28 protein-coding genes are annotated in these 26905 nt (G+C 72.9%); 13 read left to right on the forward strand and 15 right to left on the reverse strand.

Annotated elements, in window-relative coordinates; all coding sequences use genetic code 11:
- Positions 1–13: 13 nt before the first annotated feature.
- Positions 14–388, forward strand: coding sequence for a VOC family protein (locus ACZ6C6_RS33535; RefSeq protein WP_469208435.1), 375 nt, complete (start codon positions 14–16; stop codon positions 386–388).
- On the opposite strand, the gene ACZ6C6_RS33540 is transcribed toward ACZ6C6_RS33535, so the two are convergent.
- Genes ACZ6C6_RS33540 through ACZ6C6_RS33560 form a run of 5 tightly spaced genes read right to left on the reverse strand, consistent with a single transcriptional unit; the run spans position 385 to position 4179 of the window.
- Positions 385–1089 (reverse strand): HAD family hydrolase, encoded by a 705-nt coding sequence (locus tag ACZ6C6_RS33540; protein ID WP_469208436.1) that lies wholly within the window; start codon positions 1087–1089, stop codon positions 385–387. The two genes, ACZ6C6_RS33535 and ACZ6C6_RS33540, sit on opposite strands and share 4 nt — an antisense overlap.
- Positions 1090–1123: 34 nt before the next feature.
- Complete coding sequence (locus tag ACZ6C6_RS33545) at positions 1124–1660, reverse strand: cysteine hydrolase family protein (protein WP_469208527.1); 537 nt, start codon at positions 1658–1660, stop codon at positions 1124–1126.
- Positions 1661–1708: 48 nt separating this feature from the next.
- On the reverse strand, positions 1709–2746 hold the full coding sequence (locus tag ACZ6C6_RS33550) for an NAD-dependent epimerase/dehydratase family protein (protein ID WP_469208438.1): 1038 nt from the start codon (positions 2744–2746) through the stop codon (positions 1709–1711).
- 22 nt (positions 2747–2768) lie between these two features.
- Complete coding sequence (locus tag ACZ6C6_RS33555) at positions 2769–3959, reverse strand: alcohol dehydrogenase catalytic domain-containing protein (RefSeq protein WP_469208440.1); 1191 nt, start codon at positions 3957–3959, stop codon at positions 2769–2771.
- A 40-nt stretch (positions 3960–3999) separates the two neighbouring features.
- Positions 4000–4179 carry a hypothetical protein gene (locus tag ACZ6C6_RS33560; RefSeq protein WP_469208442.1) on the reverse strand — a complete coding sequence of 60 codons (180 nt, stop codon included), beginning with the start codon at positions 4177–4179 and terminating at the stop codon, positions 4000–4002.
- A 442-nt stretch (positions 4180–4621) separates the two neighbouring features.
- On the opposite strand from ACZ6C6_RS33560, the gene ACZ6C6_RS33565 reads away from it, so the two are divergent.
- Positions 4622–5503, forward strand: a complete 882-nt coding sequence (locus ACZ6C6_RS33565) for an SDR family oxidoreductase (RefSeq protein ID WP_469208444.1) — start codon at positions 4622–4624, stop codon at positions 5501–5503.
- 51 nt (positions 5504–5554) lie between these two features.
- The gene (locus ACZ6C6_RS33570; RefSeq protein ID WP_469208446.1) at positions 5555–7027 is read left to right on the forward strand and encodes an aminotransferase class I/II-fold pyridoxal phosphate-dependent enzyme; all 1473 of its coding nucleotides are present in this window, start codon (positions 5555–5557) and stop codon (positions 7025–7027) included.
- Between the two features lie 22 nt (positions 7028–7049).
- On the opposite strand, the gene ACZ6C6_RS33575 is transcribed toward ACZ6C6_RS33570, so the two are convergent.
- Positions 7050–8141, reverse strand: coding sequence for a glutamate--cysteine ligase (locus ACZ6C6_RS33575; protein WP_469208529.1), 1092 nt, complete (start codon positions 8139–8141; stop codon positions 7050–7052).
- Positions 8142–8288: 147 nt separating this feature from the next.
- On the reverse strand, positions 8289–9419 hold the full coding sequence (locus tag ACZ6C6_RS33580; RefSeq protein WP_469208448.1) for a PAS domain-containing protein: 1131 nt from the start codon (positions 9417–9419) through the stop codon (positions 8289–8291).
- Between the two features lie 111 nt (positions 9420–9530).
- Between ACZ6C6_RS33580 and ACZ6C6_RS33585 the strand changes: the two genes are divergently transcribed.
- Positions 9531–10238, forward strand: a complete 708-nt coding sequence (locus tag ACZ6C6_RS33585; RefSeq protein ID WP_469208449.1) for a GAF and ANTAR domain-containing protein — start codon at positions 9531–9533, stop codon at positions 10236–10238.
- A gap of 57 nt (positions 10239–10295) precedes the next feature.
- Here ACZ6C6_RS33585 and ACZ6C6_RS33590 read toward each other — a convergent pair whose 3' ends face one another.
- Positions 10296–11267: an iron-containing redox enzyme family protein gene (locus tag ACZ6C6_RS33590; RefSeq protein ID WP_469208451.1), complete on the reverse strand. Its 972-nt coding sequence runs from the start codon at positions 11265–11267 to the stop codon at positions 10296–10298.
- A gap of 161 nt (positions 11268–11428) precedes the next feature.
- On the opposite strand from ACZ6C6_RS33590, the gene ACZ6C6_RS33595 reads away from it, so the two are divergent.
- On the forward strand, positions 11429–11986 hold the full coding sequence (locus ACZ6C6_RS33595) for a type 1 glutamine amidotransferase domain-containing protein (RefSeq protein ID WP_469208453.1): 558 nt from the start codon (positions 11429–11431) through the stop codon (positions 11984–11986).
- A 45-nt stretch (positions 11987–12031) separates the two neighbouring features.
- On the opposite strand, the gene ACZ6C6_RS33600 is transcribed toward ACZ6C6_RS33595, so the two are convergent.
- Both ACZ6C6_RS33600 and ACZ6C6_RS33605 read right to left on the reverse strand, forming a co-directional pair.
- On the reverse strand, positions 12032–12865 hold the full coding sequence (locus ACZ6C6_RS33600) for a class II glutamine amidotransferase (protein ID WP_469208455.1): 834 nt from the start codon (positions 12863–12865) through the stop codon (positions 12032–12034).
- A gap of 177 nt (positions 12866–13042) precedes the next feature.
- Positions 13043–13405: a YrdB family protein gene (locus tag ACZ6C6_RS33605; protein ID WP_469208530.1), complete on the reverse strand. Its 363-nt coding sequence runs from the start codon at positions 13403–13405 to the stop codon at positions 13043–13045.
- Positions 13406–13723: 318 nt separating this feature from the next.
- Here ACZ6C6_RS33605 and ACZ6C6_RS33610 point away from each other — a divergent pair, with 318 nt between their 5' ends.
- The 8 genes from ACZ6C6_RS33610 (at position 13724) to ACZ6C6_RS33645 (ending at position 22839) form a co-directional block, all read left to right on the forward strand.
- Positions 13724–16000, forward strand: coding sequence for a catalase (locus tag ACZ6C6_RS33610; RefSeq protein WP_469208457.1), 2277 nt, complete (start codon positions 13724–13726; stop codon positions 15998–16000).
- Positions 16001–16086: 86 nt separating this feature from the next.
- A complete protein-coding gene (locus tag ACZ6C6_RS33615; protein ID WP_469208459.1) occupies positions 16087–16275 on the forward strand; it encodes a hypothetical protein in 189 nt (62 codons plus the stop codon).
- A 111-nt stretch (positions 16276–16386) separates the two neighbouring features.
- Positions 16387–16857: a DUF5709 domain-containing protein gene (locus tag ACZ6C6_RS33620; protein WP_469208460.1), complete on the forward strand. Its 471-nt coding sequence runs from the start codon at positions 16387–16389 to the stop codon at positions 16855–16857.
- Positions 16858–16899: 42 nt separating this feature from the next.
- Entirely contained in the window at positions 16900–18072 is a 1173-nt protein-coding gene (locus ACZ6C6_RS33625; protein WP_469208462.1) for an aromatic acid exporter family protein, read from the forward strand.
- A gap of 9 nt (positions 18073–18081) precedes the next feature.
- Positions 18082–20520: a molybdopterin oxidoreductase family protein gene (locus tag ACZ6C6_RS33630; protein WP_469208464.1), complete on the forward strand. Its 2439-nt coding sequence runs from the start codon at positions 18082–18084 to the stop codon at positions 20518–20520.
- Positions 20517–20999, forward strand: coding sequence for a hypothetical protein (locus ACZ6C6_RS33635; RefSeq protein ID WP_469208465.1), 483 nt, complete (start codon positions 20517–20519; stop codon positions 20997–20999). Before ACZ6C6_RS33630 ends, ACZ6C6_RS33635 begins: the two co-directional genes overlap by 4 nt.
- 116 nt (positions 21000–21115) lie before the next feature.
- Positions 21116–21877: a VOC family protein gene (locus tag ACZ6C6_RS33640; protein WP_469208467.1), complete on the forward strand. Its 762-nt coding sequence runs from the start codon at positions 21116–21118 to the stop codon at positions 21875–21877.
- Positions 21878–22032: 155 nt separating this feature from the next.
- Entirely contained in the window at positions 22033–22839 is an 807-nt protein-coding gene (locus tag ACZ6C6_RS33645; RefSeq protein ID WP_469208469.1) for a SigB/SigF/SigG family RNA polymerase sigma factor, read from the forward strand.
- Between the two features lie 22 nt (positions 22840–22861).
- Here ACZ6C6_RS33645 and ACZ6C6_RS33650 read toward each other — a convergent pair whose 3' ends face one another.
- The 5 genes from ACZ6C6_RS33650 to ACZ6C6_RS33670 form a co-directional block, all read right to left on the reverse strand.
- The gene (locus ACZ6C6_RS33650) at positions 22862–24115 is read right to left on the reverse strand and encodes a glycosyltransferase (protein ID WP_469208471.1); all 1254 of its coding nucleotides are present in this window, start codon (positions 24113–24115) and stop codon (positions 22862–22864) included.
- 91 nt (positions 24116–24206) lie between these two features.
- A complete protein-coding gene (locus ACZ6C6_RS33655; protein ID WP_469208472.1) occupies positions 24207–24944 on the reverse strand; it encodes an SDR family oxidoreductase in 738 nt (245 codons plus the stop codon).
- Between the two features lie 107 nt (positions 24945–25051).
- Positions 25052–25786 (reverse strand): glycoside hydrolase family 16 protein, encoded by a 735-nt coding sequence (locus ACZ6C6_RS33660; RefSeq protein ID WP_469208474.1) that lies wholly within the window; start codon positions 25784–25786, stop codon positions 25052–25054.
- Between the two features lie 166 nt (positions 25787–25952).
- On the reverse strand, positions 25953–26153 hold the full coding sequence (locus ACZ6C6_RS33665; RefSeq protein WP_469208476.1) for a hypothetical protein: 201 nt from the start codon (positions 26151–26153) through the stop codon (positions 25953–25955).
- Positions 26153–26896 (reverse strand): SRPBCC family protein, encoded by a 744-nt coding sequence (locus ACZ6C6_RS33670; protein WP_469208478.1) that lies wholly within the window; start codon positions 26894–26896, stop codon positions 26153–26155. The genes ACZ6C6_RS33665 and ACZ6C6_RS33670 overlap by 1 nt, the downstream gene beginning before the upstream one ends.
- Positions 26897–26905: the final 9 nt, after the last annotated feature.

A 26905-nucleotide genomic window follows, 5' to 3' on the forward strand; every position in this document is an offset into this window, starting at 1 on the left:
AGCGAGGAACGACATGGCTGTCGCGACCTACTGCCTGGTTGCCGTCGACTGCCCGGACCCGGCGGCGCTCGCCGGTTTCTACCAGAAGGTGCTGGGCGGGGAGGTGACGCACGACAACGATCGCTGGTACGAACTCCGCGTCCCCGGCGGAGCGCGCCTGGCCTTCCAGCTGGCCCCCGGCCACCGGCCGCCCGAGTGGCCGCGCCCCGACCGGAACTCCCAGCAGGAGCACCTGGACTTCGAGGTGGAGGACATGGAGGCCGCCCAGCGCGAGGTGCTCGCCCTGGGGGCCACGCCGCTCGACGTGGACGACGACGGCGGCAAGCGCGGCTTCCGCGTCTTCGCGGACCCGGCCGGGCACCCGTTCTGCCTGTGCAACGGCGGTTAGGGCCGGCCGTCCGGATCAGGGAAGGGCGGCGCCTGCGGGGTCATCCGGCCGATGACGCCGGAGTCGAGGCGGTCCAGGAGCGCGGCCGGGGATGCGTGGACCTCCACGGCCCCGGCCGCCTCCAGGTCCGCCCGGGGGATGCCGCCCGACAGCAGGCCCACGGCAGGGACCGACGCCTTGGTCGCCGCGGTCATGTCCCAGACCGAGTCGCCGACGTACACGGCCTCCTCGCTGGTGGCACCGGCGATGTCCAGCGCGTGGCGGATCGGGTCCGGCGCGGGCTTCCCCTCGTCCACGTCGTCGGCGCTGGCGGTGCCGGAAATGACGTCGTCGGCGTCGAGCGCCCGCCGCAGGGCCTTCAGCTCGGGCCCGGAGGCGGAGGTGGCGAGGACGATCGTCCAGCCCCGGCCGGCCAGCGCGCGCAGCAGGTCCGCCGCGCGCTCCAGTGGGGGCAGGCGTTCGAAGTAGGTCGCGTACAGCGCGGAGTGCGTCGCGCTGATACCGGCGTCCTGCTGCCTGTCCCGGCCGGGACCCAGCAGATGGGCGACGAGGTCGTCGGAGCCGAGGCCGACGGCGCGGTGGATCGCGGGCATCGGCACGGTGTGCCCGGCCTGGTGGAACGCCTCCCACCACGCGGTGACGTGCAGGTAGTTGGTGTCGACCAGGGTGCCGTCCACGTCGAACAGTGCGGCGCGCGTCATGGTGGTCCTTTCGTGGCGGCGTGGCCCGCCGGTGTCACAGGTCGATCTTTTCGGCGGCGCAGACCCTGGCGCCCATGTTCCGTTCGGTCATCCGCAGCGCGGCGTCGGCCAGGTCGGCGTGGATGTGTGCCACCCCGTCGCGCGGGATGGTCAGGTCCATGTGGCGGATGTGCGCGTCGAGCGCGGAGTACAGGATGCACTGCTCGGTCACCTGGCCGGTCAGGACGAGATGGCCGACATCCAGCTGGTGGAGCAGGTACGGCAGGGGCGTCTCGTAGAAGATCGAGTGCCGGGCCTTGACCACGAAGAGCGCGTCCTCGTCGGGCTTCAGCGGTTCCACGAGGTCGGGGCGGGCTCCTGCCATGGCCGCCTCCACGATCTCCCCGTGGTGGGAGCGCCAGTCCCCGAAGTTGTCGTTGGCGTAGATCACGCGTGTACCGCTGCCCCGGGCCGCCTTCAGCATGTCCGCGATGACGGGCACGGCGCGCTCGGCCGAGGGAAGGAGCTGGTCGGCGTCCTCGTGGTCGTACGGGTTGATCATGTCGATGACGATGAGCGCCTTGCGGGACATGCGTGCCATGGTGGCATCCGTGGGCCTTTGCGGCGAACCGGCACCCACTCAGCTCCACCGGCTGCCCGCCAGCGGCGCGGTCTCCTCGCCCGTGCCGCGCACGACGCCGCGCAGGAACGCCGTCAGCGCCTCGGACGCCGCATAGCGGGGCCGCCAGTCCAGCTCCTCGTGGGCCCGCGCACAGTCCATGACGGGCAGGCGGAGCACGGCGTCGAAGAGGTGGGGGGATGCCGGGACCGCCCGGGCGTGCCAGGCGGTGGCCAGCGCTCCGCGTACGAGCGGCACGGGCGCGCGTACCACCCGGGCGTCGAGGAGGGCGCCCAGGGACCGGGCGTCGGTGACGGTGTCGGCGGCCAGGTTGAAGGGGCCGCGTACGTCGCCGAGCACGGCGAGCCGGTACGCCTCGGCCGCGTCGTCCGTGTGCAGCACCTGGAACCTCAGCCCCTCCAGGTCGGGGACGAAGGGCAGCAGGTCGGGGCGGAGGAGCACGCCGGGCAGGTATTTCCCGCCGAAGATGCGCCGCTGCTCGGGAGCGGCCGTCTCCTTGAAGAGGAACCCGGGCCGCATCCGTACCACCCGGATCTGCGGGTGGCGCAGCTCGAAGGTGTCCAGGACGCGTTCCAGGTAGGCCTTCTCGCGGCAGTAGGCGGCGTCCGGCCAGCCGTGGGTCGGCCACTGTTCGTCCACTCCGGGCTCGCGCTTGGGCCCGGGCGAGTAGGCGCCCACGGACGAGGCGTGGACCAGCGCCGGGACGCCGGCCGTGCGCACCGCGTCGAAGACGCGCAGGGAGCCCTCGACGTTGCTGCGCCAGGTGACGACGGGGTCGTGAGTGGGCTGGAAGCGCCAGGCCAGATGGACGACGGCGTCCGCGCCCGTCAGCAGGGAACCGAGTGTCCGGGCGCTGTCCGGGCGGGAGAGGTCCACCCTCCCCCACTCGACGCCGGGCAGGGTGAGGCCGGGCAGCCGCCGGGCCAGGCCGACGACCGACCCGACGTCCGGGTCCCGCGCCAGGGACCTGACGAGGCTCGTGCCGACGTTGCCGGTGGCGCCCGTGACGACGACGCGCAGCCCTTGCGATGCGTTCACGGTGACTCCTTGCGTCGCGGTGTCAGGGACGCAGCAGCGTCTTGACCATGCCGTCGGCCTTCGCCTGGAAGGTCTCGTACGCCTTCGGGCCGTCCTCCAGCGGCAGGTGGTGCGTCGCGAAGCCGTCCACGCCCAGCGGGTCCTCGTCCACGAGCAGCGGCAGGATGTCGGGCACCCAGTGCCTGACGTTCGCCTGGCCCATCCGGAGCTGGATCTGCTTGTCGAACATGGTGAGCAGGGGCAGCGGATCGACGGAGCCCCCGTAGACGCCCGAGATGGAGACGGTGCCGCCCCGGCGTACCGCGTCGATGGCGGTGAGGAGGGCGGTGAGGCGGTCGATGCCGGCGCGTTCCATGAGCTTGCGGGCGGCCGCGTCCGGCAGCAGCCCGGTCGCCCACTGGCCGGCCTTGCCGATCGGCGCCCCGGTGGCGTGGGCCTCCATGCCGACGGCGTCGATGACCGCGTCGGTGCCCCGGCCGCCGGTGAGGTCCCGGACCGCGGCCGGCAGGTCCTTGCCGTAGCGGCTCAGGTCGAGGGTCTGGACACCGCGCGCGGCGGAGCGGGCGAGGCGTTCGGGGACCAGGTCGACGCCGATGACCAGGCCGGCGCCCCGGTGCAGGGCGATGCGGGCGGCCATGTCGCCGATCGGGCCGAGGCCGAGGACGGTGACGCTGCCGCCGGGCGGGATCGCGGCGTACTCGACGGCCTGCCAGGCGGTGGGCAGCACGTCGGACAGGTAGACGAACCGGTCGTCCGGCGGGCCTTCGGGGACCTTGATGGGCAGGGTGTTGCCGAAGGGCACCCTCAGCAGCTCGGCCTGCCCGCCGGGCACCTGCCCGTACAGCTTGGTGTACCCGAAGAGCGCGGCGCCGGTGCCGTACTCCCGGACCTGCGTCGTCTCGCACTGCGAGTGCAGGCCCTCACCGCACATGAAGCAGGTGCCGCAGGAGACGTTGAACGGGACGACGACCCGGTCCCCGCGCGACACGGCGGTCACCTCGGGGCCCGTCACCTCCACGACGCCCATCGGCTCGTGGCCCAGGATGTCGCCGGGATCGAGGTACGGGCCGAGCACTTCGTACAGATGGAGGTCCGATCCGCAGATGCCCGTGGAGGTGACCCGGATGATGATGTCGGTCGGGTCCTGGATGACCGGGTCGGGAACGGTCTCGACACGGACGTCTCGCTTTCCTTGCCAGGTCAGTGCACGCATGGGTGGTCTCCTCGCTGTCGGGTGACGGCCGCGCCGCCGGTCAGTGGCGGGCCTCGCGCCGGGCCGCCTTCGCCTCGGCCTGGGCTGTCCGTCCGGCGGCCTCCCGCCGGCGCCCCTCCGCCTTCAGGCTTTCGTCGCCCAGCGCGGAGCCGTCCGACTTGAGCTTCGCCGCCTTCGCCCTCATGGCCAGGGCGCGGACGATTTCCGCATGCCTTCCCATAACTCCTCGCTACCTCCCGGTTCGCCCCGCGGGGCGTGCCCGCACGGCCGTTCCGTGCGACGGGTTCCCACGTAATCCGGGTTCAACCGGAATGCCCGATTCAAACGGGGCGGCGGCGGGTCGAGGAGTACGAAAACACCCCGGCCGGTCCCGCATGTCCCCAGGCGGTACGGGTACCCGCCTGGCCAGGCTCCCGGCGTACGCGGGAGCAGGCGCTGCCGGTTGGGACCACAGCCGCAGCGCCGTCCAGCGGACTCCGAGTCGCGCGCCGGTCCCGGTGCGCCCAGGATCGACGGCGGGGCCCCGACGGACCCGCCCGCCGCCGCGCGCATCCCTCGTACCGCTGCACGGAGAGTGCATGGCCGACAGCACCCTGTCCCTCCTGCTCCGCTGCGCAGGGGGACCCGGTCCTGTCCTACGACCGGCTAGGAGGAAGAACCCCATGAGCACACCCGGCCAGGATCCCACCGAGCGTTTCCCCGGGCCCGACTTCCCGCAGCAGAAGCAGGAGTACCCCGGCTGGACGGGGCCCATGGACCCGCCGCCCGACCACGGCGAGGACTCCTACAGGGGCCACGGGCTCCTGAAGGACCGCAAGGCCGTCGTGACCGGGGGCGACTCCGGCATCGGCCGTGCCGTCGCGCTGGCCTTCGCCCGCGAGGGGGCGGATGTGCTGATCACCCACCTCGACACTGAGGAGGACGAGGCCCGGGAGACGGCCAGGCTGGTCGAGGAGGCGGGCCGGCAGGCGCTGACCGAGGCGTGCGACATCCGGGACGAGAAGCAGTGCCGGGCGCTGATCGGCAGCGCGGTGCAGGAGTTCGGCCGCATCGACGTACTCGTCAACAACGCCGCGTACCAGATGTCACAGCCCGACGGGATCTCCGCGATCTCCACGGAACAGTTCGACCGCGTGCTGCGCACCAATCTGTACGGGATGTTCTGGCTGTGCAAGATGGCCCTGCCGCACATCCCGGCCGGCGGGTCGATCATCAACACCACGTCGGTGCAGGCGTACAAGCCGAGTCCGAGTCTGCTGGACTACGCCATGACCAAGGGCGCCATCGTCACGTTCACCCAGGGGCTCGCGCAGATGCTGGCGTCCGACGGCATCCGCGTCAACGCCGTGGCGCCCGGACCGGTGTGGACGCCACTCATCCCGGCGACGCTGTCGGACACCCGGGAGTTCGGGAAGCAGAGCCCGCTGGGGCGGCCCGCGCAGCCCGCCGAGATGGCTCCGGCATACGTGTTCCTCGCCTCCGGCAACGCGAGTTACATCACCGGGGAAGTCCTGAACGCGACCGGCGGCACGCCACTGCCCTAGGGCGGACAGGTCGTACGGATTGACGGGGCGGAGCACGGGAAGGCGGCGGATATGCCGAAGAATCATCAGGAAGCACCCGTTCTCGACGCTCTGGCCGCCTACCGGCAGCGGGACGAGCTGGGGCTCTCGCCCCCCGGCCACAAGCAGGCCCGGGGCGCGGATCCGAAGGTCAGGGCCGTGCTGGGCGACGCCGTGTTCCTCGGCGACGTGCTGGCGAGCGGCGGGCTCGACGACCGGCGGATGAAGTCCGGGGTGCTGCAGCGCGCCGAGGCCCTGATGGCCGACGCCGTGCACGCGGAGCACGCGTTCTTCTCGACGTGCGGCAGCTCCCTGTCGGTCAAGGCGGCGATGCTGAGCGTCGCCGCGCACGGCCAGAAACTGCTGGTCGGGCGGGACGCGCACAAGGCGGTGATCTCCGGGCTCATCCTCTCGGGCATCCGGCCGGTGTGGGTCGAACCCCAGTGGGACACCGAACGCCGTCTCGCGCACCCGCCGTCCCCGGAGGCGTACGAACGGGCCTTCGCGGAGCACCCGGACGCGAAGGGCGCCCTGGTCACCAGCCCCACGCCGTACGGGGTGGCGGCGGACCTGCGGGCCATCGCCGACGTGTGTCACCGGCGCTCCCGCCCGCTCGTCGTGGACGAGGCGTGGGGCGCGCATCTGCCGTTCCATCCGGACCTGCCGACCTGGGCGATGGACGCCGGTGCCGACGTCTGCGTGACCAGCATCCACAAGATGGGCAGCGGTCTGGAGCAGGGGTCGGTGTTCCATTTGCGGGGCGGCCTCATCGACCACGACACGCTGGCTTCCCGGGCCGATCTGCTGGGTACGACGAGCCCTTCCGTCCTGCTGTACGCGGGCATGGACGGCTGGCGGCGCCAGATGGTGCTGGAGGGGCACAGGCTGATGTCGCACGCCCTCACCCTCGCCGCGTCGGTCCGTGAGGAGATCGAGTCGATCGACGGAATGCACGTCAACGACGCCGACGACTTCTGCGGTCCGGGTGCCGGCTCCGCGTTCGACCCGCTGCCGGTGGTGATCGACATCGCGGACCTCGGTGTCTCCGGCTATCTGGCCGCGGACTGGCTGCGCGAACACCACCACGTGGACGCGCATCTGATGGACCACCGGCGCGTCAGCGCCCAGCTGACCCATGCCGACGACACCGGGACGGCGCGGCGGCTGCTGACGGCGCTGCGCGACTTCGCCCGGCACGCCCCCTCACTGCCCCGGGGGCCCGAGGTGGCGGTTCCGGCCCCGGCGGAGCTGCGGATGGAGCAGGCGAGGCTGCCGCGCGACGCCTACTTCCACGCGGTCGAGGATGTTCCGGTGGAGCAGGCCGTGGGGCGCGTCGCCGCCGAGATGATCACGCCGTATCCCCCGGGCATCCCGGTGGTGCTGCCCGGCGAGCGGCTGACGGAGCCGGTGCTGCGCTACCTCCTGACCGGCCTGGAGGCGGGGATGAACCTGCCGGACCCGGCGGACCCGCGGCTGCACACCGTACGGGTCTGCGCGGACGGCTGAGGCGCCCGGCACCTCGCGCGCCTCAGCCGCGAGTGCGGCCGACGCATTCCGCGACCGCGTCGCGGAGGCTGCCCGTACGGGCGAGCGCGTCGCGCTGGATACGCGCCCCGGTGCCCCGCTTGAGCACCTGCTCGATCCCCGTCTCCGCCGCGGCCAGGTCCCCGGTGTCCTCCAACGCGTCGCGCACATGGGCGAGCAGGGCGTGCACCACGGCCGGCGCGGGGGCGGGGCGCATGGAGGCGGGGTGCAGCAGTTCGCCCTCCAGGCCCGAGCGGCCGGCCTGCCAGGCGGCCATGCGCAGCAGGCCCACCCCGTACGGCTCCGGCGCCTCGCCCGCCCGCCAGGCCCGGGACGCCGTTTCGACCAGGCCGCGCACCAGCGTGGCGAGCAGCACGGCGTCGGCGGGGTCGAGACAGACGTCGGCGACCCTGACCTCGACGGTGGGATAGCGGTGCGAGAGCCGGGCGTCGAAGTAGATCATGCCCTTGTCGCGCAGGACGCCCGTGCCGACGAGGGCTTCGACCTCGTCGTGGTAACGGCGCGCGGAGCCGAACAGTTCCATCGGCCCGGCCGAGGGCCAGCGGCCCCAGACCCGGCTGCGGTAGCTGCTGTACGCGGTGTCCTGGCCCTGCCAGAAGGGCGAGTTGGTGCTGAGCGCGAGCAGCACCGCGAGCCACGGCCGCATGCGGTCCAGGACCGCGACGCCCTCCTCGTCCGAATCCACGGAGACGTGCACATGGCATCCGCAGGTCAGCTGCTCCTGCGTGGTCAGCCCGAACCTGTCGGCCAGCCAGCGGTAGCGTTCGCCCTCGCCGATGGACGGGCTGACGGGCAGTGGGGAGGTGGCGAGCGCGGCGACCGCTCCCCCGGCCTCGGCGGCGCTGCGGGCCGCCTCCGCCCGCCAGCGCAGGATCTCGTCCGCGAGTTCCCGCATGTCCGCGCGTGGCTCCGTGGCGAACTCCAGCTGCTGGCGGTGCAGCTCCGCTTCGAAGGCCGAGTCGCCCTCGGCGCGTCGTTCGGCCAGGGCCAGGACGGCCGTCGACAGCGCCCTCGGCTCGCCACCCTGCTCGTCGACGAGCAGCAGCTCCTCCTCGACACCCACCGTTCGCACCATCATGTCCTCCATGCTCGATCGGCCGGGGGCGGCTCCTCTCGCGCCGAGGCGCTTTCCACCCTCCCCCACTCCGCCGTATGCCACCTCATGGCGCGGGCACCCGTGACCCGCAGGCCTTTCTCCGCACCGGACCGCCACACCCGCCGCTCAGCGCACGCCGCCGCGCCGCACCACCAGGGCCATGTGCCCCGCCGCGATCTCCGCGGCGCCGGCCTCCAGCAGCGAGAACGGCGGCCCGGCCGCGCCCCGGAGCAGCGTCAGCGCCCCCAGCGCCGTCGTGCCGCCGGGCGCGGTCAGCGCCACGGAGAGCAGGGCGGTGACATCGGCCCGGGCCAGGAGCGGGGCCCCGTCCTCGTCCGCCCCCAGCCGGTCCAGGTCGTCGGTCAGCTGTTCCACCGCCGTCGCGCCGGAGGCCATGACCTCGACGGACACGGGGCACGCGCGCGGGTCCTGCCGGAGGAACGCCTTCTCCAGCCCCGCGTCGTCCGGTGCCGGAGGGCCGTGGACCGCGATCCGGACCGGCTCGCCCGGGAGCCCCAGGTCGAGCAGCGCCCAGTCCGCGAGGCCGTCGCGCAGGAGCCCCGTGACGGTGACGAGGGCGGCCGCTGAGGGCTCGCGGTCCAGGAGCGCCCGGGCCGTGCGGTCCAGAAGGACGGTGAGCTCGGCATGGCGTACGACCGCCGAGGGCTCGGCCCGGTCGGCGGCGCGGCCGGCGGGGCTGGGGCCCGGTGCCGGTGCCGGTGCCGGTGCGAGCACCACGAGCACGTCCCGCCCCCGTCCGTCCGGCGCGTCGATGCCGGTGAGCGTGGCGTACAGGGGCCCGTCCGGCAGCCCGGGGAGGCGGACCGGGAGGCTGCGGCCGCCCCCGCCGTCGGCCACGGCCGCCGCGTGGGCGCGGAGGGCGGCCCGGTCGGCGGGGCGCAGGAGCGCGACGAGGGGGCGGCCTGCGGCGTGCCCCGGATGGAGCCCGGTCAGGTCGGCGGCGGCCCGGTTGAGGCGGCGCACCACCGTCTGCCCGTCGGTCAGGACGACGGGCCACGGCAGGTGGTCGAAGATGGCCTTGAACGGGTACGGCGCCGCCTTCGCGCCCGGTGTCCGCTGCGGCCCCGGTGGGTCCTCCGCCAGGCGCAGGGCCTCGATGGCGTGGTCCAGCTCCGCGAGGGCCGCATCGAGCAGAACCGGGTATTCGGCGGGAGGATGGTCCCGGGCCGCGCGCAGTTCCCGTGCGCGGGCGACGAGGGCCTGAAAGCCGCTCTCGCCCGCCGGTGGCCCGTCCATACGACGAAGCTAACCGATCACCGGTGCCCCGGCACCGAGCGGCGCGGCGGGTCCCGTTCCGTTCACGGTGGGGGCCGGGAGTTTCCAGGGAGGCTGAGGGTGACGCGGCCGATGGATGCGGTGACCGACGACGCGGCCGTGGCGCCGTGGCTCGTCCGGCTCGGTGTGCGGGCGATGCGCTGCTCGGACGGGTGCCGGGGCGCGACGGTGTTTCTGCGGTGCCGCGGCGGGGAAAGCCGCAGCTCTTCCACCCACCCGGATCTCGCGGTCCTGGCCGCGCTCCAGGAGGACTACGGCGAGGGCCCCTGCGTCGAGGCCACTCGCTCCCTGCGCCCCGTCGAGACGGTCGATCTGGTCGCCGACGCGCGGTGGCCGCGCTTCCGGGTGGCGGCGCTGGAACGGGGTCTGCGCGCCTGTACGGCGGTGCCGGCCACGGCGGAGGGGGTCACGGCGACGGTGACCCTGTACGCGTTCCGCCCGTGGCGGCCGACGACGGGGGCCCGGGAGGCGGTCGGGATGCTGGCCGAGGAGACGGTCGGCGGGCTTCTCCGCGAGCATGCCCGCAAGGGAGCGGCGGCGGAGGCGGAGCAGCTGCGGACGGCGATGGTGTCGCGAGCCGTGATCGACCAGGCCATCGGCATCGTGACGCACCTGCTGGACTGCGCCCCGGACCGGGCGTTCGACGTCCTGCGCGTGCTCTCGCAGCGCACGAACCGCAAGCTGAGCGCCGTCGCGGCGCAGATCGTACGGGCGAGGGGCCGGGGCAGCACGCGTGAGCTGCGCCGGCTGCTGGGCGATGTGCTGGCGGACGGAGCCTGAGGGCTGTCCCGTCAGTTGGAGGGCGTGGTGTATTCGGCTGTGTGGCACGACGTGGCATCACCCCGCAGCGGCGCCCCAGTCCCTCAGGAGCCGGTCGCCGAGGCGGTCCTCCAGGAAGCCGGTGGCGTCGATTCCGAAGACGATGTCCGGCTCCAGGCCGGGTTCCTCGTCCAGCAGCCCGCGTACGACGTCGTGCCGCACCACCTGCTCGTGGACGGCGTCCGCCTCCACGTGTTCGGTGTAGAAGAACTCGGCGGCGGCTCCGGCGCCCGCCCGCTTCATGGCGAGGGCGAGGCGACGTGAGGCGGGCGACGAGGTGATCTCCACGGCGGCGAAGTGGCCGACCAGGGCGCCGCGCAGCCGCCGGTGCAGGCCGCACAGGGACATGAGGTTGACGAGCGCCAGCATCTCGGCGTGACCCTCGTCCAGATAGTGGCCGTACGCCGTCTCCAGGCCCAGGTCCGCCATGAGGTCGGCGAAGAGCCGGGCGTGGACGCGGTCGGCGCGGCCGGCGCCGAACTCGTCGTACTCGATCGCCGCCATCCCCGCCTTGGCACGCCCGCTGAGCCGGGGCAGCACCCAGGCGTGCGGGTCGGCCTCCTTCAGGTGGTACAGGGAGCGCTGGACGGCGTAGGCCCGCAGCCGCTCCGGCGTGGCGTGTTCCTGGAGGAAGTGCGACACGCCCGTGCCGTCGACCGGCTCGACGAGCAGCGCGTCCAGGGTGTCGTCCAGAGCGGCCCCGGGCGGGACGTCCCGGCGCAGCGCGGTTTCGAAGCGGCGTTCCAGGGCCGCCCTGACCGCCAGCAGCGCGGGGTCCCATTCCCGGGCCGGGTCCACGCCGTCGAAGCCCCGGTAGTGGAGCTCGTAACAGACGTACAGAGCGAGCTGGAGGTCCTCGCCGTAGGGCTCGGCCGCTTCCGCCAGGGGCGGCGCGGGCAGGGGGCCGCTCCCCCGGAGATGGGCGACGACCGCCGCCGAAAGCTCGCCACGGGCCCGGGGAAGTCCGGGCCCGCCCCTCTGACCGGCCATGATGTCTGTCCTCCTTTGTCTGCCGGGGCCCTCTCCCACCATGTGGGCCCGCCGCCGATGGCGCTACATGAATGAGCGCGTCCGTGCGGGGAACCCAGAGGCTGCGACCCGGAAGCCACGTCACCGGGCGTGTTCCCCGTAGGACGGAAGGACGGCAGAAGATGAGCGACAACGGCAGCAAGCGCAAGGTGCTGGCCATCGTCACCAACTACGGCGTGGAGCAGGACGAACTCGTCGTACCGCTCGGCCATCTGCGCGAGCGCGGTGTGCGGGTCGATGTCGCGGCTCTGAAGAAGGACGCCATCGAGACGCTGGTCGGCGACAAGGACCCCGGCACGTCCGTGACCCCCGACCTGACGCTGGACGAGGTCGACCCGGCCGGCTACGACCTGCTGCTCGTGCCGGGCGGCACCCTGAACGCGGACACCCTGCGGCTGCAGGGCCCGGCCTGTGACATCGTGCGGTCGTTCACCGGCTCCGGGCGCCCCGTCGCGGCCATCTGCCACGGACCGTGGGTGCTGGTGGAGACCGGCAGCGTCAAGGGCAAGCGGCTCACCTCGTACGCCTCGTTGCGGACCGACGTGAGCAATGCGGGCGGGGACTGGGTGGACGAGCCGGTCGTGACGGACGAGTCCGGCGGCTGGAAGCTCATCACCTCGCGCAACCCGGGCGACCTGGACCCCTTCCTGAAGGAGGTCGACGCCGCGCTCGGCGGCTGAGGCTCCCCGGTACGAAGGCCGCCCGGCGATCCGTACGGGCGGCCTTCACACGGGTTCGGGCGTGAACGGCCGGAACTCGTCCTCGCCCGGCTGCACGACCCCGTAACTGCTCTCCGGCACCTCTTTCCACACGCCGGGCAGCCCGCCCAGCGGTTCCGACACCACCAGGCGGGTGCTGTCGGAGACGCCCCTCAGGAAGTCCGAGTCGGGGTGCAGGGCGCGCACGGTCTCGGCCTTGCTGCTGTAGAACAGCGAGCGGGACTTGCCGAGACTCGAATAGCGGAACGACCAGAGCCGTTCGCCGTCGGACACCGCGACGGTCATCTGGAGGGGGTTCTCCACCCCTTCGTCGCGGCCCACGCGTTCGATCAGCCCGGCCATCCTGGCCACGGCACCCGGCACGTCCTGGTCGAGCCCGAAGGTCAGCGCGAGGTAGAACATCACCTCGGAGTCCGTGGACCCCTCCAGGGCCGAGAACAGCGCCGGGTCGAGCGCCAGGGAGAGATCGCGCCGCAGCCGGTGGAAGTCGGCGATCGCGCCGTTGTGCATCCACATCCAGCGGCCGTGCCGGAAGGGGTGGCAGTTGGTCTCCTGGATGGCCGTCCCCGTGGACGCCCGCACATGCGCGAAGAACAGCGGGGAGCGGATGTGGCTCGCGATCTCCCGCAGATTGCGGTTGTTCCAGGCGGGTCCGGTGTCGCGGATGACCGCGGGCATCTCCTGCTCGGGTCCGTACCAGCCGACCCCGAATCCGTCCCCGTTGGTCGTCTCCACGCCCATGGTGGAGTGCAGGCTCTGGTCGATGAGCGAGTGCTCCGGTTTGTAGAGGAGATCGCTGAGCACGACACTCGTGCCGGAATAGGCCAGCCATCGGCACATGTGCGGCCGTCCCTTCCCGGGCGGCGGGCAGGAACCGGTGCGGACGCGCCGGTGGTGCTTCCGCGGGCCTCGGTCCCTGGGGCGCCCGGTCGTCGTCGTTATGTCCACGCTACCGACTTCACGGGTCGGCTGCCCGGCCGCGCCCGCCGGAAACCGCCCGGTACGCCGGGCCTCCGGTCAGGCGGCGGGGGCCGGCCCGCGCCGGAAGGTCTCCGCCAGGCCCGTATTGATCACGGCGACGGCACCCAGGACTGCCGCGGCGGCCGGGTGCCCGACCCCGTACAGCGCGAGGGCTCCCCCGCCGAGCACCAGGGCCTTGACCGCCAGGACTCCTGCGAGCGGAGGGCGGAACCGGGCGCGCGGCGCGGCGAACAGTGCCCACAGCACGACGGCCGCGACGACGACGGCGGAGCCGGTGAACAGTCCGACCGCCAGGGCGCCGGCCAAGGAGAACCCCCACCAGAAGAGGCAGGCCAGCGCCGCCACCTCAAGGAGGAACGCGATCAGTTCGTTGGCCGCCCACCAGGGCCGCCCGGCCACCGAAGGAATGACCTGGCCGTCCGTGGCTCTGTCGTGCACCGTGCCCCCCATGTCGCTCGCGTGTACGAAGTCAGCGTACTCGCAGCCCAGTTCAGCGGGCGCGGCGCAACCGCAGAGCGGCTGCGGCAGCCGGCACGGCGCCAGGACGGCCGGACGGCGGTGTGTCGCCCGTTGGAACGGGACACCGGAGCGGATGGCTCAACCGATGTGTCCGGTCGCGGAGCGGGGGGTACGCGTGGTCGGGCGATGCCGTCCCCAGCGCGTGCCGGACACTCCGCGCACGGCACTGCCCCTCCCCCCCCACGAGATTGGAATCCAGTGAGCGAGAAGAAGAACCCGGTGTCGGCTGCCGCGGAGAAGATCGCCGGAAAGGTCCAGGACGCCGTCAGCTCCGGCAACGAGATCCCCGGCGCGCCCTCTCCCGAGCCCGCCCAGGTGGACGAGCCCACGAAGCCGCGCGGCCCGCTGCCGCCCAAGCACGACCAGCGCGGCCCCGAGACCGTGAGCCCCACCGGGCAGCCGACCGGTGCCGGTCAGGACAAGGTGGCCCAGGGCGGCGCCCACCTCACCACCGCGCAGGGTGCCCGGCTGTACGACACCGACCACTCGCTGAAGGCGGGCCCCCGGGGTCCGGTGCTGCTTCAGGACCACCATCTGCGGGAGAAGATCACCCACTTCGACCACGAGCGCATCCCGGAGCGGGTGGTGCACGCCCGCGGTGCCGCCGCCCACGGTGTCTTCCGCGCGTACGGCGCGGCGGCGGGCATCACGAAGGCCGCGTTCCTCGCCGAGGGCGCCGAGACGCCGGTCTTCGTGCGCTTCTCGACCGTGCTCGGCTCGCGCGGTTCCGCCGACACGGTGCGCGACACCCGGGGCTTCGCGACGAAGTTCTACACCGACGAGGGTGTGTTCGACCTGGTCGGCAACAACATGCCGGTGTTCTTCATCCAGGACGCGATCAAGTTCCCCGACATCATCCACGCGGGGAAGCCGCACCCGGACCGGGAGATCCCGCAGGCGCAGAGCGCCCACGACACGTTCTGGGACTTCGTCACCCTGCACACCGAGGCGACCCACCACACCCTGTGGAACATGTCGGACCGGGGCATCCCGCGTTCGTACCGGATGATGGAGGGCTTCGGCGTCCACACCTTCCGGCTGGTCAACGCCGAGGGCGCGACCACGCTGGTGAAGTTCCACTGGAAGCCGAAGCTGGGCGTGCACTCGCAGGTGTGGGAGGAGGCCCAGATCACCGCGGGCATGGACCCGGACTTCCACCGCCGGGATCTGGCCGACGCGATCGAGGCGGGTGCCTTCCCCCAGTGGGAGCTGGGGGTGCAGACGTTCCCGGACACCGAGGACCAGATGTTCGAGGGCATCGACCTGCTCGACCCGACGAAGATCGTGCCGGAGGAGCTGGCGCCGGTCCGCCCGATCGGGCTGATGACGCTGAACGCCAACCCGTCGAACTACTTCGCCGAGACGGAGCAGGTCGCCTTCCACGTCGGCCACCTGGTGCCCGGCATCGACGTCACCAACGACGCGCTGATGCAGGGGCGCCTCTTCTCGTACATCGACACCCAGATCACCCGGCTCGGCGGCCCGAACTTCGCGCAGCTGCCGATCAACCGGACGCACGCGCCCGTCAACGACATGCTGCGTGACGGGATGCACCAGACGGCCGTGCACCGGGGCGTGGCGCCGTACCGGCCCAACTCCCTGGACGGTGGCTGCCCGTTCACCGCCGGCGCGGACACGGGCGCCTACATCGAGGTGCCCGTCGAGGTCCCGGCGGCCCGGAAGGTGCGGGACGCGGCGGCTTCGTTCGACGACCACTTCAGCCAGGCCCGGCTGTTCTGGCTGAGCATGACGCCCACGGAGCGGGAGCACATCACGGCCGCGTACACCTTCGAGCTCGGCAAGTGCTGGGACCAGGCCGTCAAGGAGCGGGGCCTCAAGGTGCTGGCCAACATCGACCCCGAGCTGTGCGCGCACGTCGCCGAGGGACTGGGGCTGCCGGTGCCCGGGGCGACCGAGGACCTGGCCTCGCCCGAGCCCAGTCCCGCCCTGTCCCAGCTGGGCCAGACCTGGCCGGTCGACGGCCGCGTCGTCGGCATCGTCACCGACGGGGAGAACGGTCTGGACGCCGTGCGCGAGGCACGCGGCGCCGTCCTCGACGCCGGGATGGTCCCGTTGGTGATCGCGCCCTCCGGCGGAAAGCTGGGCTCCGGCAGCGACCCGGTCACCGTGCAGCGCACCTTCACCACGGCCCGGTCGATCGAGTTCGACGCCATCGTGCTGGCGGGAGCACCCGTCCCCGCCCCCGACGCCTACGGGGCCCGGGACGCGAAGACCGACGACGCGGCCACGGCCACCGGGGTGGACCCGCGCGTCCTGCTGCTGGTCACCGAGGCGTTCCGGCACGGTAAGGCCATCGGGGCCTGCGGCGACGGAACGGCGGTGCTGGAGAAGGCCGGCCTGGCTTCGGACGCCCCGGGCATCGTGGCGGGCGGGGCCGCGTCCACGGTGCTGGACGGCGTCGCGGAACTCCTGGCGGGTCACCGCGCCTGGGACCGCTTCACGCCCGCGCTCTGACACCGCCCCGGGCCGGCGCGCGTAGCGGGCCAGGTCCAGGGCACGCGCGGAGGTACGCCGCGGAAGGCATCGATACGAGGAGACGCATGAACCACCGGGACCGAGAGCACGAGGAGCCGCCCAGGACCGCCGCCGAGGAGGTCGTCCGGGAAGCGGAGGAGGCCGGGACCGGCGTGGCGGACCAGGGTGAGCGGCACGGCGGGGACAGCGAGGCCGGCGATGCGCTGACCCCGAACGAAGAGGCCCAGGAGGACGCGGACCGGCCGCACCCATAGGGTGACAAAAGGTGTGTTTTCCCCGTGCCCGGCAGGGCACGCGCAGGATGCGAAGGGCGGCTGCCCCGCAGCCGCCCGGCATCCGTGACGCCTCCGACGGAAGGACGAATCATGCCGACAGAGGCACGTGGCGACGACGTCTACCAGCCGCAGGGCGACGGACAGGACCCGCCGAACGACGACCTCGATCTGGAGAACGCGCTCGGTGAGCGCGGTCTGGACGACCAGATGGATGAGGGCTACTCGCCCCCCGAGCGCCCCCTCGCCGTCGACAAGTACGGGACGACGGGCGAGGAGGAACGCCGCGGCGAATCCCTCGACCAGCGCCTGGCCCAGGAGGTGGAGGACGTCGAGCCGCCGGACGGCGACGGCATCGGGGACCTGGACGACGGCGAAGGCGAACCGCTGGAGCCGGAGGAGGGCGGGACCCGCTCGGGCCGGCTGAGCGCGGCGGACGACGTGCCGGGCCGCCGGACCGACGTCTACGCCGACGACGTGGGCATCGACGGCGGCGCGGCCTCGGCCGAGGAGGCCGCCGTGCACACCACGGACGCGGAGGAGGACCAGGGGCGGGAGGGCTGACCTCGCGGCCGCCCTTTCGGCCCTGCGGAGGGAGGGTTGTCGGTGCTGGGATCCGGGAAGACCGCCGGCCGGCGGGTGCCGGCCGCACGGGTGCGGCCGGGGGCACTGACCCCCGACGTGCGCTTCCCCGACCGGTGTCAGCTGGTGCAGTCGCTGAAGGCCGCCGCCGCTGCCGCCCTCGCGTGGGCGCTCACGGGGTGGTGGCTGGAGGCGCCGATGGCGCTGATGGCCCCCTGGGCCGCCGTCGCGCTCGTGCAGGGGACGGTCTACCGGTCGCTGCGCTCGGCGGTCGAACTGCTCGCCATGATGGCCTCCGGTACCTTGCTCGCGGCGGGCGCCGCGGCGGTCACCGGGAACACCATGGCGGCCATGCTCATCGCCCTGCCGCTCACCGTGCTCCTCGGCAACTGGCTGCCGGTCGGCGAGCAGGGCCTGTACGCGCCCACCACCGCCCTGTTCGTCCTGGCCTACGGGACCTACTCGCTGCCCGCCGTGGGTCACAGGCTGCTGGAAACGGTGGTGGGCGCCGTCGTCGGGGTCGCGGTGAACGCGGTCGTCCTGCCGCCGGTGCACTCGCTGCACGTGAGGATCCTGGCCTGCGCGCTGCCCCGCGAGTGTTCCCGGCTGCTGCGCGAGCTGGGAGAGGGCATGGCCGGGGAGTACGACGAGGAGCGGGCGGAGCGCTGGCACCGGGCCGCCGGGGAACTGCCCGGGGCCCTCTCGGACCTGCGCGCGGCGCGCGGGTGGGCGACCGAGAGCTTCCGCTTCAACCCCGGGCACCGGATGCGCCGCAGCACCCCGTCGCCCTCCGAGCGCTGGGACGTGGTCTGGGCGCAGGTGGTGAACCGGCTGCTGACCCTGACGCTCACGCTCTGGGAGACCGCCTCGGAGCGGCGCGGACTGCCGCGCCCCCCTGGCCCCTCCCTGGAGGCCCTGAGCCCCGTCGTGTGCGCCGCGTCGGAGGTCTGCGCGGCCGACGCGACGGTCATGGAGCAAGGGCCGGACGACGACTGCCTGGAACGGCGCGCGGTCCGTCTCGCCGAGGCGCGGCGTGCCCTCGTCGAGGCCAAACGGCATCTGCGCGGGCCCGGCCCCGACGCCGGTGCCTCGCTCGGCAGCCTGGTGGCCGGCTGCCAGGCGCTGCTGGACGACCTGACACCCGGCGAGGACGGCTCGGCGCTCTCCGCCGGCGGCGCCCGCACCGGCCGGACCTGAGGAGCACGCATGGCACACACCGACCGCATCGCCCGGCCCTGGGGCACCCGCACCCCGTACGGTCCCGGGGAGCCCTGGCCCGTACGGGTCGACACCCGGCTCGCCGAGGGGGTGACGCCGGACCAGGTCGAGCGGTGGGTGCAGTCGGCGGCGATCCTGCACTCCAACGGGGACGGGCTCGACATCGCGGTGAAGGACGGCCGGATCGTCGGAGTGCGCGGCCGGGCCCAGGACCGCGTCAACCACGGCCGGCTCGACCCGAAGGACCTCTTCGGCTGGCAGGCCAACGGCTCCCCCGACCGGCTGACCCGCCCGCTGGTGCGCGACGGGGGCGGCCGGCTCGTCGAGAGCGACTGGGACACCGCGATGGACAGGGTGGTGCGGCGCACGAAGGAACTCCTGGATGAGCAGGGGCCGTCGGCGGTGGGGTTCTACACCTCCGGCCAGCTCTTCGCGGAGGAGTACTACACGCTGACGCTGATCGCCCGGGGCGGCATCGGCACCAACCACCTGGACGGCAACACCCGGCTGTGCACCTCGACCGCGGCGGAGGCCCTGAAGGAGTCGTTCGGCAGCGACGGCCAGCCCGGCTCGTACACCGACATCGACCACGCGGACACGATCGCACTGTTCGGGCACAACATGGCGGAGACCCAGACCGTGCTGTGGACGCGCGTGCTGGACCGGCTGGCCGGACCGAACCCGCCCGCCCTGGTCTGCGTGGACCCGCGCCCCACCCCCGTGGCGCGGGCGGCGACCGTGCATCTGGCGCCCCGGCCGGGGACCAACGTGGCGCTGATGAACGGCCTGCTGCGGGAGATCGTGGAGAACGGCTGGACCGACCGGGACTACCTGGACCGCCACGTCGTCGGCTTCGACGAGCTGAAGCAGCGGCTGGACGGCTACACGCCCGAACACGTGGCGGGCATCTGCGGGGTCCCGGCCGAACGGATCCGGGAGGCGGCCCGTCTGCTGGGCACGGCCGAGCGGCTGCTCTCGACGGTCCTGCAGGGCTTCTACCAGTCCCACCAGGCCACCGCGGCCTCGGTCCAGGTCAACAACCTCCACCTGGTGCGCGGGATGCTCGGCAAACCGGGCTGCGGCATCCTCCAGATGAACGGTCAGCCCACCGCGCAGAACACCCGGGAGTGCGGCGCCAACGGCGACATGCCGGGGTTCCGCAACTGGGAGAACGACGCGCACATGGCGGAGCTGGCCCGCCTGTGGAACCTGGACCCGCTCCAGGTGCCGCACTACGGTCCGCCCACGCACGCGATGCAGATGTTCCGGTACGTGGAGGAGGGATCCATCCGGATGCTGTGGGTCAGCGGCACCAACCCGGCGGTGTCGCTGCCTGAGCTGCGGCGCATCCGCTCGGTGCTCGCGCAGGAGCGGCTGTTCCTCGTGGTGCAGGACGCCTTCCTGACCGAGACGGCGCAGCTCGCCGACGTGGTCCTGCCGGCGGCGGTCTGGGGCGAGAAGACGGGCACCTTCACCAACGCGGACCGCACGGTGCACCTGTCGGAGAAGGCGGTCGAGCCGCCCGGCCAGGCCAGGCCGGACCTGGACATCTTCTGCGACTTCGCGCGCCGGCTGGGCCTGCGGGACAAGGACGGCGGCCCGCTGGTGCCGTGGAGCGGCCCGGAGGCCGCGTTCGAGGGCTGGAAGGAGTGCAGCCGGGGCCGTCCGTGCGACTACACGGGCATCACGTACGCGAAGCTGCGCGGCGGGAGCGGCATCCAGTGGCCGTGCAACGAGCGGCACCCCTACGGTACGGAGCGGCTGTACGCGGACGGCGCGTTCTGGAGCGCCCCTGATTACTGCGAGAGCTACGGGCGCGATCTGGTGACCGGGGCGCCGCTGGAGGAGACCGAGTACCGGGCGATGAACCCGTCGGGGAAGGCGGTCATCAAGGCGGCCGAGTTTCTGCCGCCGCACGAGCCGCCCGGCGAGGAGTATCCGTTCTCCCTGATCACCGGCCGGACGCTCTACCACTTCCACACCCGGACCAAGACCGCGCGGGCGCCCCAGCTCCAGGCCGCCGCCCCCCAGGTGTGGGTGGAGGTCTCCGCCGGTGACGCTGCCTCGTACGGCATCGAGGAGGGCGACCTGGTGGAGGTCGCGACGCCGCGCGGCACGGTCCGTGCGGCTGCGCGGGTCAGCGGTATCCGGGACGGCGTGCTCTTCCTGCCGTTCCACTACGGCTACTGGGACACCGAAGGCGGGTTCGAACCGAAGGGCGACGGGCGGGCCGGCAACGAGCTGACGCCCACCGAGTGGGATCCGGTCTCCAAGCAGCCGCTGTTCAAGACGGCGGCCGCCCGGCTGCGCCGCCTCGGCCCCTCCGGCTCCGCCGCCCCGGCGCCCACCACCACGGCGTCCGCCCCGGTCGCGGGCGCGGGCGGGGCGGACGAGGAGCCGCGCACACACCCGGAGGAGATCCGATGAAACTGGGCCTGGTCCTCAAAGAGGTCCACCACGGGGAGAACGCCCTCGCGGTGCGGCTGATGCGGCTCTCCAGCACGCATGCGACCGACCACGAGGTGCACCACGTCGCCCGCGACCTGGCCGCCTGGTCGCGGCAGCACGTACGGGAGCTGGCGGAGGCGGCCGCAAGGCGCGGGCTGGACCTCTCCCCGGAGCCCAAGGAGGAGTCCCCGGCCGCGGCGTGGCTGCGGGAGAAGGGCGGCGAGCTCGTGGGGCGGCGTCCCGAGACCGGGCTGCTGCTCCTGCGGGACCTGCGCGACACGTATCTGAAAGCTGCCGCCGTGTCCGTGGACTGGGAGCTGCTGGCCCAGACCGCCCAGGCCGCCCGCGATCAGGACCTGCTCGGCCTGGCCGAGCGCTGCCACCCGCAGACCCTGCGCCAGCAGCGCTGGACCAACGCGATGATCAAGGTCGTCTCGCCGCAGGTCCTGACGAGCTGACCGGGTCCCCCGGCAGCCGCCCGGTGCGGAATCGGGTGCGGGTGGCCGAGTGAGCGCGTGCGCGGGCCGGGGCGCGGGCGCATCGTTCTAGAGGGTCCCCGGCGAAGGAGCGCCGTATGCCGAGTCTGGACTGGAACACGCCCGTCGCGGGCGCGCCCTGCTGGGTGAGTCTCGCGACCCACGATCTCCGTGCCGCACGGGCCTTCTACAGCCGGGTGATGGGCTGGGAGTTCCACGACAGCAGCCTCGGCGACGACTTCGTCCTGGCGCGTGCGCACGGCAGGGCGGTGGCCGGCCTCGGGCTCTGCCCGGGCGGCGGCCCGCCTCCGGCCTGGATTCCCTACTTCGCCGTGCCGGGGGCCGACGCCACGGCAGACCGCATCCGGGAGCGCGGTGCCACGCTCGCTGTGGGCCCGTTGCCGCTGGGCGGGGGGCGGGCCGCGATCGCCGCCGACCGGGAGGGCGCCGTTTTCGGCTTCTGGGAGGGTCCGGCACCTGTCTGGGCCGACGGGCCGCGTGCTCCGGCCAGGGTGGATCTCCAGTCGCGCCACGTCTTCGAGGCGGCCATCTTCTACGCGGAGGTCTTCGGCTGGGCGAAGCCGCGGAGCCGGTGCGCCGTCGATTACGCGGATGACCGCGTCATCGTACGGGCGGGCGGGCACACCGTGGTGACCCTCCGTGGCGGCGGGGTGGAGAACGCCGCGGACCCCCGGGTGCGGGCGCGCTGGATCGTGGACCATCTGGTGCCCGACAGCCGGCGGACGGCGGAGGACGCGGTGGCGGCGGGGGGCGAGGCGACGCCGGTGGAAGGTGTGCCGGGAACCGCGTTCGTGCTCCGCGATCCGGAGGGCGCGCTCTTCACGGTCTCGGACCGCTGACCGGGGCCACGGCATGTTTGATCCCGATTCGGGAGGGAATGTGCCAGGGGTGCTTCGGACAAGAGGCGCGCCCGTGGGAGCTCCGCTCCGGGTGCCCCCTGTCCGGCGGAGGCTCCCACGGCGGTCCTGACAGGCGACGCCGAGGAGTGAACACCATGGCCGGTGCCCGACAGACAGCGCCCGCACCAGACCAGGACAGGCCCGTCGGGACAGCGGCGGCCTTCCACCGTCTGCGGGCCTTGCCCGACGGCCCCGAGAAGGACGAACTGCGCCGCGCGACCGTCTGCGCCTGGCTCCCCATGGCCCACCGGCTGGCCTCGCGCTTCCGCGACCGCGGTGAACCGCTGGACGATCTGCGCCAGGTGGCGGCGATCGGCCTCGTCAAGGCGGTGGACCGGTACGACCCCGGTCGCGGCAAGGCGTTCGAGACGTACGCCGTTCCCACCGTGGTGGGCGAGCTGAAGCGCCACTTCCGGGACCACACCTGGGACGTCCATGTGCCGCGCCGGGTCCAGGACCTGCGCAACCAGGTCCGGGTGGCCCGCCGCGACCTCGCCCAGACGCTGGGCGGACGGCAGCCGACCGAGGCGGAGATCGCGGCCGTGACCGGGCTCCGCGTCGAGGACGTCCGGGCCGGCCTGGAAGCCCTGGACAGCTACCGGACGCTGTCGCTGGACGCGGAGATGCCCAGGGCCAAGGACGGCTCCTGCCTCGCCGATACGCTGGGGCTGTGCGACCACGCCCTGGACGTCGCGGTCGACCGCGAGGCCGTGAAGCCCGGGCTGCGCAGCCTCCCGGAGCGCGAGCGCACCATCCTCTACCTGCGGTTCTTCCGCGACATGACGCAGGACCGGATCGCCGAGACGCTCGGCATCTCGCAGATGCACGTCTCCCGGCTGATCGCCCAGTGCTGTGAGGAGGTACGAAGGCAGGCGCTCCAGGAGGCCGTCCGGCCGACGTAGGCACCCGTTCCCGCGCCCGGGATCAGGCCGGGCTCAGCGGGCCCGTCTCCCGGAACCGGGAGGTGCGGGCAAGGTCCTCGTAGACGTGGCAGACGCCGTCCGTCACCTTGTCCCACGCGAACCGCGCGAGCGCGTGCTCACGGGCGGCGGCCCCGTAACGAGCCAGCCGGGCGGGGCCCCCGAGCAACCCCCGGACCGTCGCGGCGAAGTCGTGCGCCTCGTCCTCGCCCGGCGGCACGAGCGTCCCTGTGACACCGTCGACGACCACGTCCAGCTGCCCGCCGACGGCCGTGGCCACGACCGGCGTACCGCAGGCCATCGCCTCGATGGGGACGAGGGCGGACGACGTGTGGCGGGGAAGGGAGACGAGCAGGTCCGCGCTGGACATGAGGTGCGGCATCAGGGCCCGCGGCACATGGCCCAGCAGCCGCACCCGCTCGGCCACCCCGTACCGGACGGCGGCCCGGCGCAGTCGCTCGGCCTCCGGGTCCGCGAACAGGAGCTGTGCGTCCGGTCCCCCCGCGACGAGCAGTTCGGCACCGGGGATGCCGGCGAGCGCCCTGACGGCCCGGTCGAGCCCCTGCCCGGGGTCGAGCCGTCCGACGGACAGCAGCCGGAGGGCGGCACCGGGCGGCCGGTCGGCGAGGGGCACCGGCGCGTAGTGCCCCGTGTCGACGCCCCAGGGCACGACACTGATCCGAGCCCTGGGGACGCCGAGGGCCGCCAGTTCGTTCACCTCGTCCGCGCAGCTCGCGAAAATACGGTGGACCTCGCGGCCGATCCGCGCCTCGATGTCGGCACGCTCGGGCGGACCGGCGTCCTCGCCGCGCCCGTGACGTCGTTCCGTCGTTCCGAGCGAGTGGAAGGTCTGCACGACGGGGACACCCGCGCCACGGGCCCCGGCCAGGGCGGCCGTGCCGGAGGTCCAGAAGTGCGCGTGGACGACGTGGGGCCGGTTGAGCCGAAAGATCCTGGCCAGATAGGCGCCGAACTCCGGCATCCACGTGAGCAGTTCGTCCTTCGGCACCGGCGCGGGCGGCCCGGCGGGGACATGGACGACCTTCACGCCGGACGCGGTGCGCACCAGGGTCGGGCGGTCCGGCCGGTCACGGCGGGTGTAGAGGGTGACGTCGTGCCCGCGCCCCGCCAGGCACGCGGCCAGCTGCGCCACGTGGACGTGCTGTCCGCCGAGACCGGGTCCGTCCGGTTGCGCGAGCGGCCCCGTGTGCGCGGACACCAGGGCGATCCGGGCGAATCGCGGAATGAGCTCCGGCATCGCGTGACCTCCTTCGTGAGTCGGTCTCCGGTCGATCCTGCCGCAGCGGGCCGCGGGCGCACCTCCGCAACTGCCGTTGGAATGAATCCGCTCAGTTCGACTGGCCGATCGGCCGGACCACCAGCGTGTTCACGTCGACTCCGCGCGGCTGCGAGATCGCCCAGAGGAGGGTGTCCACCAGCTGCTCGGCGGTGATCATCGGACCGGCCGCCGCCGCACCGCCGGGGCGCTCGTCCCAGAACGGCGTGAGCACCCGGCCCGGTGCGATCAGGGTCGTGCCGACGCCGTACCCCGTGGTCAGCATGCGCACGTTCTCCGCGAGACCGGTCACCGCCCACTTGGTCATCGAGTAGAGGTTGCCGGGGGTGTTCTTGTACCCGGCCACGCTGCCGATGAGCACGATCCGGCCCCGGGACTCCTTGAGCGCCGGAAGCGCCGCCCGGACCAGCAGGGCCGGACCCAGCACGTTCGTCAGGACCATGCCGCGCCACTGCTCGGGGTCGCCGGTCTCGACGTGGGCGTCCGCCGAGTACCCGGCGTTGGCGATGGCGTGGTCGAGCCGGCCGAAGGTGCGCACGGTCTCCTCGACCGCCGCTGACACGTGCTCCCAGTCCCCCGCGTCGCCCTCGAACGTGAGCAGCCGCTCGCCCGCGTCCGCCTCCGCGGCCAGCACCGCCAGCTTCTTGGCGCTGCGCCCGGTCGCCGCGACCCGGTGCCCGAGGCCGAGGAGCCTGCGTACGCTCTCCGCGCCGATCCCGCTGGACCCGCCGGTGATGAAGGTGACGGGCGCCTGGGCGTCGTCGGTGGAGGTGTGGTCGCCGTTGGTCATGATCTCCCCGTGTTCCGGTGCCGTGCTGCGGTTGCCGCCCCCGACGCTAGATCGTCGGGGGCGGCGCGTCCACGGATCGCGGGGCCGTGCGGACTCCCGCGCGCCCGTCAGGGGTAGTACGGGGTGTGGGTGACGGAGGAGAGCTTGAGGTAGCGGGCGCCGTCGGCGGTGGCCCAGGTGGAGGCGTCCGGGTTGCCCGGCCAGTCGCCGCCGACCGCGATGTTGGCGATGAAGTGCATACCGGTCCCGGGCGGTGAGGTGTACCAGGTGGTGCCCGAGATGACGCCGTCCACCGCGTAGTCGATGTGGTCGGGGAACCAGCTGAACGAGTAGGTGTGGAAGGCGTTGGTCCAGCCCGCCGAGTTGGTCCGGGAGAACTGCTGCTGGGCGTTGTTGACGTCGTGGTTGGTCTGGTAGACGACGTTCGGGTTCTGCCCCACGATCTCGGCCGCGTCGAACTCCGGCAGCCAGGGGTTGAGGTACGCGGCCCACACGGCGGGCAGCAGCCCCCGGCCGTTGGGCATGCTCGCGGTGAACCTGTACGTGCCGTACCCGTACAGCGCCGTCGACTCGACGCGGCCCGAGTAGTAGACGCCGCCTCCGGCGTTGTACGCCTTGATGATCAGCGTGTCGCCCTCGTACCAGACGCAGTCCGGCCTGTACGTCTCCAGCTCGTTGTTGGCGGTCCACCTTCCGTTGATCTTGTTCCAGGCGTTGACGGTGACGGGTGCGCCCCAGGAGGCGGCCCGCGCGGTCTGTGCGCCCAGCATCAGCGCGGGCGGGACGGCCAGCGCGGCACCGAGTATGCGCCTGCGGCTCGGCTTGTGCGGCGTGTCGGTCATCACAACTCCATTGCTTGGACGAATGGATGGGGGGATGGGAGTGATGGGAGCGGTCCCACGCGGTGCTTGACGCGGGACACTAGGAGACCGTTCGTCAGTTGACAAGAGAGCGCGCATAACTCGGAACGTGGCTTTTGAAGTTGAATGCAAGGGGCTCCGGGCCGGGTCACCACCCTCGACGCGGCCGCGGCGGGCCGAGTTTCGCGGTGAGTGCCGCGAGGTAGACCGGAAGCTTGTCGACCATCGCCCTGGGGACCGGGGTGGACTGGACCGTGCCCTTGTTCACGTCCTCCACGACGAGGGTGTAGGTGCCGTTCTCCTCGACCAGTTCGGCGGCGAACAGCAGGGTCTGCGCGGAGGTTTCCATCAGCGCTCCCGGGAGGGCTCGTTGAGCCAGGCGGACCACGTCTCGGTGGCCCGCTGTTCGTCGGCATCCTCGGCGAACAGGTGGTGGCCGAGCCGGATCGGCACGTTCCAGGTACTGCCGTTGAAGAACCGGTAGAGGGCGTCCGGGCCGCGCAGGCCGACGAAGTCGGTGCTGAGCCAGTCGACGGTGACCTCCACCGGTTCGGGGGCCAGGAGGGTGAACCGGTCGCCCACCGCCGCGTCGTCGGCGAGGCCCAGACGGCGGCGCAGGGCGGCGAAGTCCGCCGGGTCCGCGGTCGGTTCGGGCCGGTGGGCGCGTACGTACACGGCGGGGCGCCCGGCGAAGTGCCTGAGGTATTCCGCCAGGGCGTGCTGATGGAAGTCGACGTACTTCTCGGCCACGTCCGTCTTGGCGTCCCAGTTCCAGGCGTCGTCCACCACACCGGTGTGCACCCAGTGGATGCCCATGCGCAGGTGGCTCGCGCCGCCGTCGGCGGGCTCGACCCGGTAGCTGAGCGTGTTGGAGAACCCGCCGTCCTGGGTGGCCCGTAGCGCGAGGTGGTGCGGCGGCTCCCAGGCCACGACGGTGGCGTCGCCCCGGGTGGCCTTTCCGCCGACGCGGGGCTCGATCTCCATCGGGTAGAGCCAGCCGAGGTTCCCGGCGGCGGTGGCGACGGCGTCCCAGACCTGCTGGGGTGCGACGGGCAGGTCCTGCTGCCTGCGGACTTGGAATTCCCGGGCCATGGTCGGTGC

Source organism: Streptomyces sp. NPDC041814 (genome assembly GCF_055590565.1).